The following is a 13999-nucleotide window of genomic DNA, read 5'->3' as shown; positions in this document are numbered from 1 at the left end:
GTTCTTGTGATCGGGTGGGGAATTGGGCAAGGGGTACAGGCGATGGCACGCGGATTTCTGGCAGGTGTGGTCTGGGGCACGGTGGTGTCGGGCATTGGCGCGGGGACGCTGTCGGTGGTCGCGCAGATGCCTGTCCCGGCGAACGATGCCCCGGTGAGCGATACCTCGGCAGAGCTGGCCGCGCCGTTGGACGCGCCGGTTGAGGCCCCCGTGGCGATGCCGCAGGTCGAGGCCGACGCCCCCGAGGCGCCCGCCACCCCTGATGCGGCCCCAAGCCCAGAGGCACCAGAGCCTGCGAGCGATGCGCCTGTGGCGACCGCGCCTGATCCCGCTTTGCCGCAGCCGCAGCCGCAAGATAGCGCGCCGGTGGCCGACCCCGCCCAGACCGCAGCGCCCGATGTTGGGCCCGATATTGGGGATGCGCCGCAAGCCCCGGCGGGCCCCGAGGCCGACGCGCCGCTCGATCTGGCGGTGGCAGCGGATGCGCCGGTGACGCCTGCGGGGCAAAGCGCCGCGCCCGCCGCCGCTGCGCCGGATCAGCCGCCCGTGGTTGAAACCGATCCTGCCGCGCCGCCCGCGCCCCAGCCCCAGCCCCAGCCCGCACCAGAGCCAGAGCCAGAGCCTCAGCCCGCACCAGAGCCCGAGGTTGTCGTGAATACCCCGGACCCAGAGCCCGAGACTGCTGGGCCCAGCATCGGCAAACCCGCCGGATCGCTCTTGGACAAACAGGCCGTGCCCACGGGTCGCCTTGCCACCATCACCGCAGATGCGCCCGAAGAACAGGCCGACGCCCCGCAGGTTGCGGCCTTGCCCGCGGACAGCCCCTTGGTCAAATTCGCCGCCGAGGTGGACGTGGCGGCGGACGTGCCGCGCATGGCCGTGGTGGTGATCGACGACGGCAGCACGCCGCTGGGGCCGGACACGCTCGAGGCGTTTCCCTTTCCGCTGACCATCGCGCTTGGGCCGGAGCACCCCAATGCTGCCGAGGCGGCGGTCGCCTATCGCAAGCTGGGCTTTGACATCCTCGCCATCGGCGCGGTCCCCGAGGGCGCGACCCCCAGCGATGTCGAGGTGACCTTGGCCGGGCTGGTCTCTGCCGTGCCCGAAGCGGTCGGCATCCTCGAAGCGCCCACCGGAGGGCTTCAGCAGAGCCGCGATATTTCCGATCAGACGACCTCTTTCCTCAAGGAAAGCGGGCATGGCATCGTCATGATGCCCAAGGGCATGGACACGGCGCAAAAGCTGGCGCTGAAGGATGGCGTGCCCGCCGTGACCCTGTTCCGCGACATCGACGGGGCCGGGCAGGACGGCGAGATGATCAAGCGCACCCTGAACCAAGCCGCCTTCCGCGCCCGCCAGGAAGGCGCGGTGGTCATGCTGGCCCGGCTAAGCGCCGATACCATGTCGCAGCTGACGCTGTGGGGGTTGCAGGACCGCACCGGCTCTGTCGCCTTGGTGCCGGTGTCCACGGTGCTGACCGAAGCGGTGACCCAGTAAGGCGCGAAATCCGCGCGCCGGTTGTCTGAGCCGAACGGGCCGGGCCTTAGCGCGCGGCCCAGTCGGCCACCGAAGCTTGCAGATCGCCGTAGCCGGTCATGCGCCGCTCAAACTTCAGGCCAAGCCGGTCGGCGCAGTCTTGGGCCTTGGCGGTCAGCGCGGCGTCGTCGGTCTGGGCGAGGTACACCAGCGTCTGGTAATTGCCGAAATACATGTCCCGCAGCGCCGGGTGCCGATCCAGACCAAGCGGCTTCCACACAAAGGCATCGAACTGCCGCGCCAGAAAGTCGGTCAGGTAAAAGGCCGTCACCTCGTCGCGCTCGGCAAAGCGAGTGACCCCGTCAAAGAACGCATAGCAATGCGCCCCGCCGAGCATCTCGACCCCCATCTCGGCGCAGGCCTGTTCCAGCAGCCCGCCGGTGCCGCAATCGGCATAGGCGACACAGATCTGGTCGTAGGCGGCGCGATGCTTGGCCACGGCGGCACGCACGGCGTCGGTGATCTTTTCGGGGTGATTGTGCAAAATCGCGGGCAGGCAGGTCAGATCAAGGTGATCCCAGCCGTTCGTCGCCTTGATATCAAGGATTTCCCGCGCCAACGCCCCGCAGGCGATCAGCAGCACGCGCCCCTTGCCCGACGGGGCCAGCCCGTCTTGCGTCAGCGCGGTGTCATCGGTGGGAAAAGCGTCAGGTGCGGTGGTCATCGTAGGGCACATGGGCCAGCCCCCAACGGGCCAGAACCACAACGAAAAGGAAGAGCGGAAGCATCGTCAGCATACCCCAAGCGGACACGGCCCACACGGTCAAAGCCGCAGCCGCGATCACGGAACAAACCAAAAGGGCGAAGGATGTGACTGGCATTCTTGTCTCCTCTCCCTGTCAATATGGCGTAACTTTGCGCGAATAAAAAGGGCCAAGCCCAAGGAAACGCCAAGTTCCGCCGATCAGCGTAAACGCCGGGCCCTATGTCGCGCAAATCGGCGTGGCAGGCGGCGTTGCAGGCGGCGCCAACGAAAAAGGCCCCGCGCAGGTGGCGGAGCCTTTGAAATGCTGCAGGCTGGATTAGCCTGCGGACATTTGGTTGTGCTTGCGCGCAACGAATTCCTTGGCGGTTTCCACGGCCACGGCGGCGTCGCGGCAATAGGCGTCAGCGCCGATGGCCTTGCCGAACTCTTCGTTCAGCGGCGCGCCGCCGACCAGAACGATGTAATCGTCGCGGATGCCCTGTTCGACCATCGTGTCGATCACGACCTTCATGTAGGGCATGGTGGTGGTCAGCAGAGCGGACATGCCGAGAATGTCGGCCTCTTCGCGTTTGATCGCGTCGATGTAATCCTCGACCGGGTTGTTGATGCCCAGATCGACGATCTCAAAGCCTGCGCCTTCCATCATCATGGACACGAGGTTCTTGCCGATGTCGTGGATGTCGCCCTTGACGGTGCCGATGACCATCTTGCCCATGCGCGGTGCGCCGGTTTCGGCCAGCAGCGGCTTGAGGATGGCCATGCCGCCCTTCATCGCGTTGGCGGCCAGCAGCACCTCGGGAACGAACAGGATGCCGTCGCGGAAGTCGTGGCCCACGATGGTCATACCGCCGACCAGAGCCTTGGTCAGGATGTCGTAGGGGGTCCAGCCGCGTTCCAGCAGGATGTTCACACCTTCTTCGATCTCTTCCTTGAGACCGTCGTAAAGGTCGTCGAACATCTGTTGGACGAGTTCCTCGTCATCGAGTTCAGAGAGGATGATGTCGTCTTCTTCGTCGGACATATGTGCGTTTCCCTTGATCCTGAGCCGTTAACGGCCCGCTTCTATTGCGACTATTTGTCAAAGTTTTGCAAGTGCGGTTGGCGAATTCCGACACTGGCCGATGCGCCTGCGACCTGTATGCCATGGAATGCACACAAGTTGCGCATGTTCTTGATGTGTTCTAGATTGGGCGCATGGACTGGGACGCGCGCAAGATCGACCCGGCGCGGCGGCCCGGACGCGGGGCGGCCAGCTGTGATGTCGGACGGTTCGAACGCTACGGTCGCGAGGCGGTCGACGACGGCTGGGACTTGTCCGAAGAGCTGCCGGTGATGCGGACGGTTGTGCGCGAAGAGCGCCCGCGCAGTGTCATTAACTACGTGCGCTCGCCCGATTTGCCGTTTGATCGGACGGTGAATCCGTACCGCGGGTGCGAGCATGGCTGCATCTATTGCTTTGCCCGGCCCACGCATGCCTACCTGGGCCTGTCGCCGGGGTTGGACTTTGAGACGCAGCTGATCGCGCGGCCCGATGCGCCAGAGGTGCTGGCGCGTGAGCTGCGGGCGCATCGTTATGACTGTGCGCCGCTGTCTATTGGGTCGAATACAGATCCCTACCAACCGGTGGAGCGGGACCGGGGCATCACGCGCGCCTGTCTCGAAGTCCTGCGCGACTTTCGCCATCCGGTGGCGATTGTCACCAAGGGCACGCTGATCGAGCGCGACATTGATATTCTGTCGGATATGGCAGCAAAGGGGCTGGCGCGGGTCGGGATTTCCGTCACGACCCTGGATGCACAGCTGTCGCGCCGGATGGAGCCGCGCTGTCCGCCGCCCGCCCGCCGCTTGGCCGTGATCCAAAGGCTGACCGAGGCAGGGGTGCCGGTGCGTGTCATGGCCTCGCCCCTCGTGCCAGCGCTGACCGATCCCGAGCTGGAGGCGATTGTGACCGCAGGGGCCGAGGCCGGGGCGACGGCGGCCAGCTGGATCATGCTGCGTCTGCCGCGCGAAGTGGCGGGTCTGTGGCAGGACTGGCTGGCCGAGCACTACCCAGACCGGGCAGGCCGCATCATGGGGCATCTGCGCGACATGCACGGCGGCGAGGTGTACTCGTCCGAGTGGTTCAAACGGATGCGCGGCGAGGGGCCGTATGCGCAGCTGATCGGTCAGCGGTTTAACCGGGTTGTCCGGGCGCTGGGGTTGGATCAAAGGCAGCCGCCGCTGCGCAGTGATCTGTTCCGTGTCCCCCCGCGCGCCGGGGATCAGTTGAGCTTGTTCTAGGCGGGCGGGGCCAAATTCCTTGCAAGGAATTTGCAAATCTTTTGGAAAAGATTTGTCAGCGCAGGCGGCGAACGGGATCGCGATTGCAAAAGACGATGATCTGGCCCGCGTTTTCCACGGCGGTGTAGCCGCGCCTGTCGATCTCAAACAAAAAGCGTTCACGTCCGATGATCCTGTCGATGTCTTTCGTTTTGCGCCGCACCACGCCCCCTTCGGCCGCCGCGCGGGCGGTGAACATCTGGCGCAGCCAGTTTTCGGGACTGATCCGGGCGCGAACGTGGCTCATGCCCGGATCATGGATCACATCAGTTAAGGCCGGTTTAATCGGCCTTGGAGCGGCGGCGACCCCGGCGGGCGCGGCCTTCGGTGGCGTCTTCGCCGGTGCCATCGCTGTCGGACGAGAACCCGCCGAGGGTCTCTGCGATTTCTTCCAGCGACGGGCGCGGGCCGGGTTCACGGTTTTCCAGTGCCTCGCGCATCGCCTTGAGGTGCACGGGCATGGTGCCGCAGCAGCCGCCGATGATCTTGGCTCCGCAGGCGCGCGCCATCAGGGCGTATTCGCCCATCAGTTCCGGCGTGCCATCATAGTGGATGTGGCCGTCGACGTATTTGGGGATGCCCGCGTTGCCCTTGGCAATGATCGGACGTTCGGTGCCGGTGGCGGAAAAGCCCAGGACGGTGCGCAGCAGGTCCGCCGCGCCCACGCCGCAGTTTGCGCCAAAGGCGAGGGGCGGGTTGGGCAGCGCTTCGACCATTTCGACCATCGCCGAAGAGGTCACGCCCATCATGGTGCGCCCGGCGGTGTCAAAGCTCATGGTGCCGCACCACGGCGCGCCGATGTTGGCAAAGGCTTCGGCGGCGGCTCGGAATTCTTCGGGGGCCGAGATCGTCTCGACCCAGAGCACGTCTGCGCCGCCGTCCATCAGGCCTTTGGCGGTTTCTTCGAACATTTCCACGGCGCTTTCGTGGGACAGGGTGCCGACCGCGCCCATGATTTCACCGGTCGGGCCGACGGAGCCTGCGACGATGACCTCGCGGCCCGCGGCGTCAGCGACTTCGCGGCCAAGCTCGGCGGCGAGTTTCGACAGCTCGTAGGCGCGGTGGCCCGCGTCGTGCAGCTTGAGGCGCGAGGCGTTGGCGCCAAAGGAGTTGGTCAGGAACAAATCGGAGCCTGCGTTGACCGCGCCGCGGTAGAGGTTGCGGATCTTTTCCGGCTCGTCCTCGTTCCAGAACTCGGGGGCGTCGCCCGATTGCAGGCCCATGTTGAACAGGTTGGTGCCGGTGGCGCCGTCGGCCAGAAGCCAATCGCGGGAAGCCAAGGCGCGGGAAAGTGCGTCGCTCATGAATATTGCCTCTTTTGCATGCGAGGGGAGGTGTTTCACATCCCGGTCTACAAGACAAATTCATAATCTGCATGATCTTTGTGAGGCAGATTGGAGTGGGAAGGCGACATGGGATGTTTGGGGGATTTGCCCTCTGGCTAAAGGCGAGTTGGTGAGGGGGCTGGGGCTCTGCCCGGTCTGACCGAAGGTGAGCCACTGAGAATGGAGGGGGGCTCTGCCCGTCTCACCGGAGGCGAGTTACTAAGAATGGGGGGGCGCTGCCCGTCTCACCGGAGGTGAGCCACTTTAGAATGGAGGGGGGGCTCTGCCCCCCGCCCTGCGGTCTCCCCCCGGGATATTTTTAAAGAGAAGAAGCTAGGGCGGGGCGGGCATTAAAAAACTGCGCCCTGTGGTGGAGGCGCAGTTCTGGGTGTTGGTCATTCCCACTCGATCGTGCCCGGAGGCTTGGAGGTGATGTCGTAGGTGCAGCGGTTGATGCCCTTGACCTCGTTGATGATCCGCGTGGCGGTCTCGCCGAGGAATTCGTGGCTGAAGGGGTAGTAGTCCGCCGTCATGCCGTCCACGGAGGTCACCGCGCGCAGGGCGCAGGCATAGTCGTAGGTGCGACCATCGCCCATCACGCCCACGGTGCGCACCGGCAGGATCGCTACGAAGGCTTGCCAGATGTCATCATACAGGCCGTGCTTGCGGATCTGGTCGATGTAGACCGCGTCGGCTTTACGCAGGATTTCCAGCTTTTCGCGGGTGATCTCGCCCGGGCAGCGGATCGCGAGGCCCGGCCCCGGGAAGGGGTGGCGGCCGATGAAGCTGGCGGGCAGGCCGAGTTCGTGACCGAGCGCGCGGACTTCGTCCTTGAAGAGTTCGCGCAGCGGTTCGACCAGCTTGAGGCCCATCTTTTCCGGCAAACCGCCGACATTGTGGTGCGATTTGATCGTGACCGACGGGCCGCCCGAGAAGGACACGGATTCGATCACGTCGGGATAAAGCGTGCCTTGGGCGAGGAACTGCGCGCCCTCGATCTGGTCGGCGTACTTTTGGAAGACGTCGATGAAGAGCTTGCCGATGATCTTGCGCTTGGTTTCGGGGTCCGAGACGCCTTCGAGCTCGCCGAGGAAGAGTTCCTGTTCCTGGGCGTGGATCACCTGGAGGTTCATGTGATCGCGGAACATGGTGACGACTTCTTCGGCCTCGTTCAGGCGCAGCAGGCCGTGGTCGACAAAGACGCACGTCAGCTGGTCGCCGATGGCCTCGTGCAGCAGGGCCGCCGCGACCGAGCTGTCGACGCCGCCGGACAGGCCGCAGATGACCTTGGCGTCGCCCACCTGTTCGCGGATCTTCTTGATGGCTTCTTCGCGGTAGGCGCCCATGGTCCAGTCGCCCTCAAAGCCCGCCATGCGCACGAAGTTCTCGAACAGTGTCGCGCCGTTCGGGGTGTGGTGCACCTCGGGGTGGAACTGCACGGCGAAAAAGCGGCGCGCGGTGTCGGCGGTGATGGCAAAGGGCGCGCCGGGGGAGGTGGCGTAAACCTCGAACCCCGGAGCGATTTCCGAGACGTGGTCGCCGTGGCTCATCCAGACTTGCTCGCGGCCCGAGCCGTCCATGAACCAGCCGGTCAGCAGATCGACGCGCTCGTCGCTGGGCGTCACATAGGCGCGGCCGAATTCGGCGGTGTGCGACTGGCCCGCTTCGACCTTGCCGCCGAGGTCCTGCATCATGACCTGCTGGCCATAGCAGATACCCAGGATCGGCACGCCGAGGTCATAGACCGATTTCGGCGGACGCGGAGAGCCGTCGCGCGTGACCGAGTCGGGGCCGCCAGAGAAGATCACCGCTTTGGGTGCAAACTCTGCCAGGAACGCGTCGGTCACGTTCTGATAGGGGTGGATTTCGCAATAGACGTTAAGTTCACGCAGGCGGCGCGCAATCAGCTGCGTCACCTGGCTTCCGAAGTCGATGATGAGGAGGCGGTCATGCTGGGCTTGGGTCATGCGCTCTGATAGGCGGGAGATGTGAAAATGGCAATATGGGGAAAGGCGGCAGGGATGCGCATATTGACGGAATTTGGCATGGGCACGTCGCTGCGGCGGGGCGATTACACCGAAGCGGCCTGCCGGGCGCTGCGTGATGCGCTGTGGCACAACTCGATCAATGCCGCCGAGCTGTTTGGATTCGCCAAGGAGGACATGCGGCTGGCGGTTCAGATCGGCGTGGCAGAGCCGGACCTTGTGGATGTGGGGAAGGTGGCCGAGGTGTTCCCCTATGGTGTGCCTGAGATCACGGTGGGGCAGGGCGGGTTGGACGTGCCGCGCCCCGAAGGCGTGGGCAATGCGACGGTGATTGCGGTGGCCTCGATCACGGTGTCCTTTGATATGGAGCGGGTGGCATGAGGCGGCTGATCATCGAGATGGGGATGGGCGTGGACCTGACGGGGGGCGACTATACCAAGGCGGCGCAGCGCGCGGTGCGCGATTGCCTGGGGCATTCGGCCTTGCCGATCCTGCATGAGGTGCCCGGCGCGGTGGTGCGGGTGACCATCGGGGTGCAAAGGCCCGAAGCGGTGGACACGGCTGTTTTCCCGGCAATGTTCCCGGTTGGTGAGGTCGAGGTTGCGGTGCGCCACGGCGGGATGGACGTGGGGGCAGGCGGCCATGTGGTGGCCAGCGCGGCGGTTGAGGTGTTCCTGCCCGCGCAGGACGGCTGGCGCATTCGCTAGCGGATGGGCGCCAGTAGCGACGGTGCGGTCACCAATTGGCGCACCCCGTGGCTGTGCTCTTCGGCAAAGACGTTTTGCGACTCGCCCCATTCGTAGAGCGACGAGATGTCCAGGCGGGCACAGCGTGGGCGTACCGACCACGTGACCTGCAAGGGCGAGCAGATCTGCTGGGAGTAAGTGGTGCCCGTGGTGGACCCGGCAAAGACCACCGGGGTGCCGGTATCGGATGGGATGCGCTTGGCCTGATGCAGGCCGTTCACCTCGCCGCCGTAGACATAGTCCATGAAGTTCAGCGCGTTAGGGTCGTTGACCACCAGAAATACCTGCGCCTCGACCCGGAGCTGCGGGTTGGCGCAGGCGCTGGACAGGCAAGAGCCAAGGCCGGGACCGGGGCCAACCTCGCAACTGGTGTGCACCCAGTGGACCTCGATCGTGTCGCCGGGTTTGACACCGTGAAAACCGCCATGGCCGTGGGCCGGGTCTTCGAGTTCGGCGGGGGTCAGGTCGTAGCTTTCGTTGCACATATAGCCGCCGTGATCCCCCGGACCGGCGTAGATCGAAAAGCCCGGTCCCTTGTGTTCGGCGTTGGTATGCGTGTGGATGTTGCACAGGTTCAGCGAGCTTGCGGGGGGCGCGGTGGTGAAAACCCGGTGGTTGGCGCCGTGATAGTTGCCAATGTCGCGCGGGGTCTGGGGGCCAAACCCTTCGCAGAGCGGGCCGGGGTCGGGCAGGTCATGCGCCGTATGCGACGGGGCAGCATGGGCAGGCGCGGGCGCGCCGTGGCTGTTGTCCGACGCCAGCGCCGTCACGGGGCATAGGGCAAGGGTCAAGGCCAAGACACGCATGGGGCACCTCACTCGATGGGGGCAAGCAGCTCTGGCGAGGTGACCAACTGGCGCACGCCGTGGCTGTGGTTCTCTTCAAAGACGTTGCCGGCATCGGCCCAAGCATCCAGTGACGAGATGTCAAGCCGGGCACAGCGCGGGCGCACGGACCACGTGACCTGCAACGGGGAGCATGTATTCTGGTCGTAACTCGTGCCAGTGGTCGAGCCGCGGAACACCACCGGTGTGCCGGTCCCCGTGGGCAGGCTACGCGGTTGGTGCAGGCCGTTTCGCATAGTGCCGCGATAGACGAAATCCATGAAATCCAAGGCGTTGGGGTCGTTCACCACCAAAAAGACCTGGCTTTCCACACGCAGCTGCGGATTGGCGCAGCCGTCGGACAGGCAGGCCCCAAGCCCTTTGCCCGGTTCGATATTGCAAGAGGAATAGACCCAATGCACCTCGATGGTGTCGCCCGGCTCGACCGCTTGGAACCCGCCATGCCCGCCGCCATGGGGGTCATCCTTGGACGCGGCATGGCTGTCACCGCCGCCGTGCCCATCATCCGCATGATCGTCACCATGATCGTCGCCATGGGCGGCCTTGGCGGGTTTGCCGGGGCGAGTCAGCTCTTCTTCGGTCAGGTTATTGGAGCCAGAGCACTTGAACCCGCCATGTTCACGATCCCCGGCAAAGATCGAAAACCCCGGTCCCATGTGTTCGGCATTGGTGTGGGTATGAATGTTGCACAGGTTCAGAGAGCTCGCCGGGGGGGCCATGCCAAAGGTCACCGGATTGCGCCCGTAGGTATTGGAAATGTCGCGCGGCGTCTGCGGGCCAAACCCGGTGCAGATCGCAAAGGCCGGGCTGGCCAGAGCGGTCGCGCCAAGCGCCAGAGCCAAGGCAAGACGGGGGAAAGCGGGCAACATGTACGGCCTCCAACATAGGTCAATCCAAGTGGGATGGATGTGCCACGCGTGGCCCTAACGCCAATTTAAAATCGCCTCGCGCCGCGCGACTATTTGCCTGCAATTTTCACGGTTTTGCCCGTGGTGTTTAACCGATTGCTAGGACCCTCTTGCCAACATCACGGTCGCCCGTCGGAGCGACGGACGGGAATACAAACGGGGATACAGATGGCGCGAATTGGCGACAAAACCGGGGGCGAATATGTCTGACTTTCTGAATTCTTGTCTCTGCGATGTCGTTTTCCCCCCCTAAACGCCGGAATCCGCAGGCGACGATCCGGACAAGCGCGGTAAACCAGAGCCAATTGCGGGGCCATTTACGGCCTCTCTTTAGTCGTGAGGAGTGATCCATGGCAGAAGCGGCAACGCGCAGACGCAGCCGGGGCGGAGGTGGGGCAGCCCGCCGCGCAGAGCGGACCTCGATCAGTGTCGAGACGGCCCGTTACATCGAGCGTAACATCCCGAACTTCGAGATTCTCAATGAAGAAGCTCTGGAGATCATCGAGGCCAACGCCGAAACGGTACTGGAAGAGATCGGTGTAAACTTCGTCAACAACCCCGGCGCGCTGGCGCTGTGGAAAGAGGCGGGCGCCTCGGTTGATGGCGAACGGGTGCGCATCCCCAAAGGGCTCGCACGCGAGCTGTGCAAGACCGCGCCGTCGCAGTTCACCCAGCACGCCCGCAACCCCGAGAAAAACGTCGAAATCGGCGGTCGCAACCTGGTGCTGGCGCCGGTCTACGGCCCGCCGTTTGTGCGCGACGTCGATGGCGGTCGCCGCTACGGCACCATGGAAGACTTCCGCAAGTTCGTGAAGCTGGGCCACATGTCCAAGTGGCTGCACCACTCGGGCGGCACTGTCTGCGAGCCGACCGACGTTCCGGTGAACAAGCGTCACCTCGACATGTTGATGGCGCATATGACGCTGACGGATAAGCCCTTTATGGGTTCTGTCACCGAAGCCAGCCGCGCGCAGGACAGCGTCGAGATGTGCGAGATCCTCTTTGGTAAAGAGTTCGTGCACGACAACGCGGTGATGACCTCGCTGATCAACATCAACTCGCCGTTGACCTTCGACGACGTGATGATGGGCTCGCTCGAAGTCTACGCCAAGGCCGGGCAGGCCTGCATCATTTCGCCGTTCATCGTTGGCGGGGCCATGGCGCCGGTGTCGGTCGTCGGCACCCTGACGCAGGTTCTGGCCGAAGTGCTGGCGGGGGTTGCCTACTCGCAGCTCGTTCGCAAGGGCGCGCCGGTGATCTTTGGGGCGTTTGTGACCTCGATCGACATGAACTCTGGCGCACCGACCTTTGGCACGCCCGAAGCGTCGCAAGTCACCTACGGCGCTGGGCAGCTGGCCCGCCGTCTGGGGCTGCCGTTCCGCTCGGCGGGGTCGTTCTGCGGCTCGAAACTGCCCGACGCGCAGGCTGCCTATGAAACCGCGAACTCGCTGAACATGGGGCTGCAATCCGGCGTGAACTTCATGCTGCACTCGTGTGGCTGGCTCGAAGGCGGCCTCGTGGCGTCGTTCGAAAAGTTCGTGATGGACGCTGATCAGCTGGGCGCACTGCACAAGATGGCGCAGGGCGTGGCCTATGACGAAAACGCGCAAGCCATGGATGCGCTGCGCGAAGTCGGCCCGGGCGGTCACTATCTGGACTGCGCGCATACCCACGCCAACTACAAAGAGGCGTTCTGGCGCAGCGAGCTGCTCGACTACAAACCGTTCGAGACCTGGTCCGAAGAGGGCGCGCGCGACACCATGGCGCTGGCACAGGCGCGGGTCAAAAAGCTGCTGGACGGCTACCAGCAGCCGCAGATGGATCCGGCCATCTACGAGGCGTTGACCGCATATGTGGCCAACAAGAAAGCCTCGACCAAAGACAGCTTTAGCTGATCTTGGTCAAGCCGCGCCCCTCACTCCCGGGCGCGGCTCATCCATAGCGCGCTTCGCGCAAGACCTTGGCCTCGCCCATCAGGGCGGTCAAAATCTCCACATGCGCCGACACCGAATAGCCGGCGTCATGCGTGCGCCGACGCGTGTCGATGTCGGCCTCCAGTTCCATCAGCTTGACGATTGCCGCGCCAGAGCGGGGCAAACCGCCGCCGCCCAGCAGCGGCCCAAGGTGTTTTGCGCGCTGATAATCCTGCGCCGCGATGCGGGCGGCACGGATCAACAGGCGCGGGCGGCGCAGATCATTCAGCATTCCAAGCACGTCTTTCATGGGTGTCGTCCTTCAACCTTTGATGACGCTGGCACTATGCCTCAGGTGGTGCAGCCGTTGCGCAAGCGGCGTTCGGTGCGTGCGCAGGGGTCAGAAGTTTTTGTGAATTAACTGAAATCCTCATTTTTGACGCTTTTTGTTAACCTCAGAGTAACCAACACACGGGAAAGTTGCGATTGACGTATCTGGGGATAAGTCTGTGGAAAACCGCCTGAGGGCCAGGATGCTGCTATGACCAATGCCAAGCCACACCGCACGGCGACAGGGTTGCCCGAATGGGTGCCGGACGCGGCGCGCGTGTATCTTGCGCATGTGGAAGATGGTCATTCGATCCGGGAATTGGCCCGTCGGGCGGGATGCCACGCATCAACTGTGCTGCGTCAGGTGCGGCGAATCGAGACAAGACGGGATGACCCGCTGATCGACGCCGCTCTGCTGAACCTGGGGGCTTTTCGGTGTGTGCCGGGGGCCATTCCGTCAGGAAAGGATAAAGATACTATGAACGCTGCCGTGAATTATCCGTCTCCACCGGATGAGACGACCCTCGCGCGGGAAGCACGCAGGGTATTGCGCCGCCTTTGCGAAAGCGGGGCGGTTTTGGCCGTTTGTGCCGAAATGGACAAGGCCGTGGTGGTCCGCGACACCGGCGATGGCGGGTCGGCCCGCACCGCCGTGGTGGACAGCCCGATCGCGCAGGCGATGGCCTTGAAAGAGTGGATTGCCTGCGACGAGCCGGGGCGCATTTCGCGCTATCGGATCACCGCAAGCGGGCGTCAGGCGCTCAGCCGTATGGTCGCCGAGCAGGAATCCAAGGTCCGGGGCTTTGCCGAATCGCAGGCCGGGTTTGACACCGGGCGCGCCGCCGAAGCGGCCTTGGACGAGGTCGAACGCGACCCGCGGGCGCGCAAGGCGCGCTACACGCTGGCCGAAAGCCCTCTGACCGCGCTGGGACGTCGCCGCGACAAGGACGGCACGCCCTTTCTCAGCGATGATCTGATCGCGGCGGGGGAACGCCTGCGCGAAGACTTTGAGCTGAGCCAGATGGGGCCGCGCACCACGCAGAACTGGGACCAGTTCTTGACCGCCGGCATTGACGTCTCACATGGCACCGGGGGCGGCCCGGATGCGGCGCAGGGACGGCTGCAATCGGCGCTGCGCGACCTTGGGCCGGGTCTGGGCGATGTGGCGCTGCGCTGCTGCTGCTATCTCGAAGGTCTTGAGACCACGGAGAAAAACCTCGGCTGGTCGGCGCGCTCTGGCAAGATCGTGTTGCGGATCGCGCTGCAACGCCTGCGCCGCCACTACGAGGAACGCGGGCGCCATGGCGGCGACCTGCTTGGCTAACACCGCAAAGCGGCCCACGACAGGGCCGCTTTTTTAACGTCCTCTTGTCGTTTTCGGATCCC

The 13999-nt window shown here is 64.4% G+C and carries 15 protein-coding genes; 6 read left to right on the top strand and 9 right to left on the bottom strand.

Going from position 1 to position 13999, the window contains the following annotated elements; genetic code table 11:
* Positions 1–42 precede the first annotated feature (42 nt).
* Positions 43–1497 (top strand): polysaccharide deacteylase family 2 protein, encoded by a 1455-nt coding sequence (locus B9A11_RS06525; RefSeq protein WP_058246701.1) that lies wholly within the window; start codon positions 43–45, stop codon positions 1495–1497.
* 46 nt (positions 1498–1543) lie between these two features.
* Here the strand turns inward: B9A11_RS06525 and B9A11_RS06520 are convergent, their stop codons facing one another.
* The 3 genes from B9A11_RS06520 to B9A11_RS06515 form a co-directional block, all read right to left on the bottom strand.
* The gene (locus tag B9A11_RS06520; RefSeq protein WP_058246702.1) at positions 1544–2200 is read right to left on the bottom strand and encodes a DUF1638 domain-containing protein; all 657 of its coding nucleotides are present in this window, start codon (positions 2198–2200) and stop codon (positions 1544–1546) included.
* Positions 2184–2357, bottom strand: coding sequence for a hypothetical protein (locus B9A11_RS21595; protein WP_186009180.1), 174 nt, complete (start codon positions 2355–2357; stop codon positions 2184–2186). The genes B9A11_RS06520 and B9A11_RS21595 overlap by 17 nt, the downstream gene beginning before the upstream one ends.
* A 201-nt stretch (positions 2358–2558) precedes the next feature.
* Positions 2559–3263 (bottom strand): corrinoid protein, encoded by a 705-nt coding sequence (locus B9A11_RS06515; protein ID WP_058246703.1) that lies wholly within the window; start codon positions 3261–3263, stop codon positions 2559–2561.
* Positions 3264–3436: 173 nt separating this feature from the next.
* Between B9A11_RS06515 and B9A11_RS06510 the strand changes: the two genes are divergently transcribed.
* Positions 3437–4522, top strand: coding sequence for a PA0069 family radical SAM protein (locus B9A11_RS06510; RefSeq protein ID WP_058246704.1), 1086 nt, complete (start codon positions 3437–3439; stop codon positions 4520–4522).
* Between the two features lie 55 nt (positions 4523–4577).
* On the opposite strand, the gene B9A11_RS06505 is transcribed toward B9A11_RS06510, so the two are convergent.
* From B9A11_RS06505 to guaA, 3 genes are all read right to left on the bottom strand, one after another.
* Positions 4578–4808: a hypothetical protein gene (locus tag B9A11_RS06505; RefSeq protein ID WP_058246705.1), complete on the bottom strand. Its 231-nt coding sequence runs from the start codon at positions 4806–4808 to the stop codon at positions 4578–4580.
* A 34-nt stretch (positions 4809–4842) separates the two neighbouring features.
* A complete protein-coding gene (gene bmt / locus B9A11_RS06500) occupies positions 4843–5865 on the bottom strand; it encodes a betaine--homocysteine S-methyltransferase (protein WP_058246706.1) in 1023 nt (340 codons plus the stop codon).
* 416 nt (positions 5866–6281) lie between these two features.
* Positions 6282–7853: a glutamine-hydrolyzing GMP synthase gene (gene guaA, locus B9A11_RS06495; RefSeq protein ID WP_058246707.1), complete on the bottom strand. Its 1572-nt coding sequence runs from the start codon at positions 7851–7853 to the stop codon at positions 6282–6284.
* Between the two features lie 54 nt (positions 7854–7907).
* Between guaA and B9A11_RS06490 the strand changes: the two genes are divergently transcribed.
* Both B9A11_RS06490 and B9A11_RS06485 read left to right on the top strand, forming a co-directional pair.
* Positions 7908–8252: a Lin0512 family protein gene (locus tag B9A11_RS06490; protein ID WP_058246708.1), complete on the top strand. Its 345-nt coding sequence runs from the start codon at positions 7908–7910 to the stop codon at positions 8250–8252.
* A complete protein-coding gene (locus B9A11_RS06485; protein ID WP_058246709.1) occupies positions 8249–8578 on the top strand; it encodes a Lin0512 family protein in 330 nt (109 codons plus the stop codon). The genes B9A11_RS06490 and B9A11_RS06485 overlap by 4 nt, the downstream gene beginning before the upstream one ends.
* Here B9A11_RS06485 and B9A11_RS06480 read toward each other — a convergent pair.
* Positions 8575–9423, bottom strand: a complete 849-nt coding sequence (locus B9A11_RS06480; protein ID WP_083499778.1) for a delta-class carbonic anhydrase — start codon at positions 9421–9423, stop codon at positions 8575–8577. The genes B9A11_RS06485 and B9A11_RS06480 overlap by 4 nt on opposite strands.
* Positions 9424–9431: 8 nt before the next feature.
* The gene (locus B9A11_RS06475) at positions 9432–10331 is read right to left on the bottom strand and encodes a delta-class carbonic anhydrase (protein WP_159452480.1); all 900 of its coding nucleotides are present in this window, start codon (positions 10329–10331) and stop codon (positions 9432–9434) included.
* 389 nt (positions 10332–10720) lie between these two features.
* Here B9A11_RS06475 and B9A11_RS06470 point away from each other — a divergent pair, with 389 nt between their 5' ends.
* Entirely contained in the window at positions 10721–12265 is a 1545-nt protein-coding gene (locus B9A11_RS06470) for a trimethylamine methyltransferase family protein (protein WP_058246710.1), read from the top strand.
* A gap of 37 nt (positions 12266–12302) precedes the next feature.
* Here the strand turns inward: B9A11_RS06470 and B9A11_RS06465 are convergent, their stop codons facing one another.
* Positions 12303–12593, bottom strand: a complete 291-nt coding sequence (locus tag B9A11_RS06465) for a DUF6477 family protein (RefSeq protein ID WP_058246711.1) — start codon at positions 12591–12593, stop codon at positions 12303–12305.
* Between the two features lie 231 nt (positions 12594–12824).
* Here B9A11_RS06465 and B9A11_RS06460 point away from each other — a divergent pair, with 231 nt between their 5' ends.
* Positions 12825–13937 carry a DUF6456 domain-containing protein gene (locus tag B9A11_RS06460; RefSeq protein WP_058246712.1) on the top strand — a complete coding sequence of 371 codons (1113 nt, stop codon included), beginning with the start codon at positions 12825–12827 and terminating at the stop codon, positions 13935–13937.
* Positions 13938–13999 lie beyond the last annotated feature (62 nt).

It is taken from the genome of Tropicibacter naphthalenivorans (genome assembly GCF_900176475.1).
In the GTDB taxonomy this organism is placed as follows: Bacteria; Pseudomonadota; Alphaproteobacteria; order Rhodobacterales; family Rhodobacteraceae; genus Tropicibacter; species Tropicibacter naphthalenivorans.
This window is presented reverse-complemented; position numbering and strand designations above follow the sequence as displayed.

What these genes read in the sequence shown, in the direction of transcription:
- B9A11_RS06520 (WP_058246702.1), bottom strand. Translation starts at nt 2,200, where the DNA reads ATGACCACCGCACCTGACGCTTTTCCCACCGATGACACCGCGCTGACG.
- guaA (WP_058246707.1), bottom strand. Translation starts at nt 7,853, where the DNA reads ATGACCCAAGCCCAGCATGACCGCCTCCTCATCATCGACTTCGGAAGC.
- B9A11_RS06490 (WP_058246708.1), top strand. Translation starts at nt 7,908, where the DNA reads ATGCGCATATTGACGGAATTTGGCATGGGCACGTCGCTGCGGCGGGGC.
- B9A11_RS06480 (WP_083499778.1), bottom strand. Translation starts at nt 9,423, where the DNA reads ATGCGTGTCTTGGCCTTGACCCTTGCCCTATGCCCCGTGACGGCGCTG.
- B9A11_RS06465 (WP_058246711.1), bottom strand. Translation starts at nt 12,593, where the DNA reads ATGAAAGACGTGCTTGGAATGCTGAATGATCTGCGCCGCCCGCGCCTG.
- B9A11_RS21595 (WP_186009180.1), bottom strand. Translation starts at nt 2,357, where the DNA reads ATGCCAGTCACATCCTTCGCCCTTTTGGTTTGTTCCGTGATCGCGGCT.
- B9A11_RS06525 (WP_058246701.1), top strand. Translation starts at nt 43, where the DNA reads ATGGCACGCGGATTTCTGGCAGGTGTGGTCTGGGGCACGGTGGTGTCG.
- B9A11_RS06475 (WP_159452480.1), bottom strand. Translation starts at nt 10,331, where the DNA reads ATGTTGCCCGCTTTCCCCCGTCTTGCCTTGGCTCTGGCGCTTGGCGCG.
- B9A11_RS06485 (WP_058246709.1), top strand. Translation starts at nt 8,249, where the DNA reads ATGAGGCGGCTGATCATCGAGATGGGGATGGGCGTGGACCTGACGGGG.
- B9A11_RS06505 (WP_058246705.1), bottom strand. Translation starts at nt 4,808, where the DNA reads ATGAGCCACGTTCGCGCCCGGATCAGTCCCGAAAACTGGCTGCGCCAG.
- B9A11_RS06510 (WP_058246704.1), top strand. Translation starts at nt 3,437, where the DNA reads ATGGACTGGGACGCGCGCAAGATCGACCCGGCGCGGCGGCCCGGACGC.
- B9A11_RS06460 (WP_058246712.1), top strand. Translation starts at nt 12,825, where the DNA reads ATGACCAATGCCAAGCCACACCGCACGGCGACAGGGTTGCCCGAATGG.
- B9A11_RS06470 (WP_058246710.1), top strand. Translation starts at nt 10,721, where the DNA reads ATGGCAGAAGCGGCAACGCGCAGACGCAGCCGGGGCGGAGGTGGGGCA.
- bmt (WP_058246706.1), bottom strand. Translation starts at nt 5,865, where the DNA reads ATGAGCGACGCACTTTCCCGCGCCTTGGCTTCCCGCGATTGGCTTCTG.
- B9A11_RS06515 (WP_058246703.1), bottom strand. Translation starts at nt 3,263, where the DNA reads ATGTCCGACGAAGAAGACGACATCATCCTCTCTGAACTCGATGACGAG.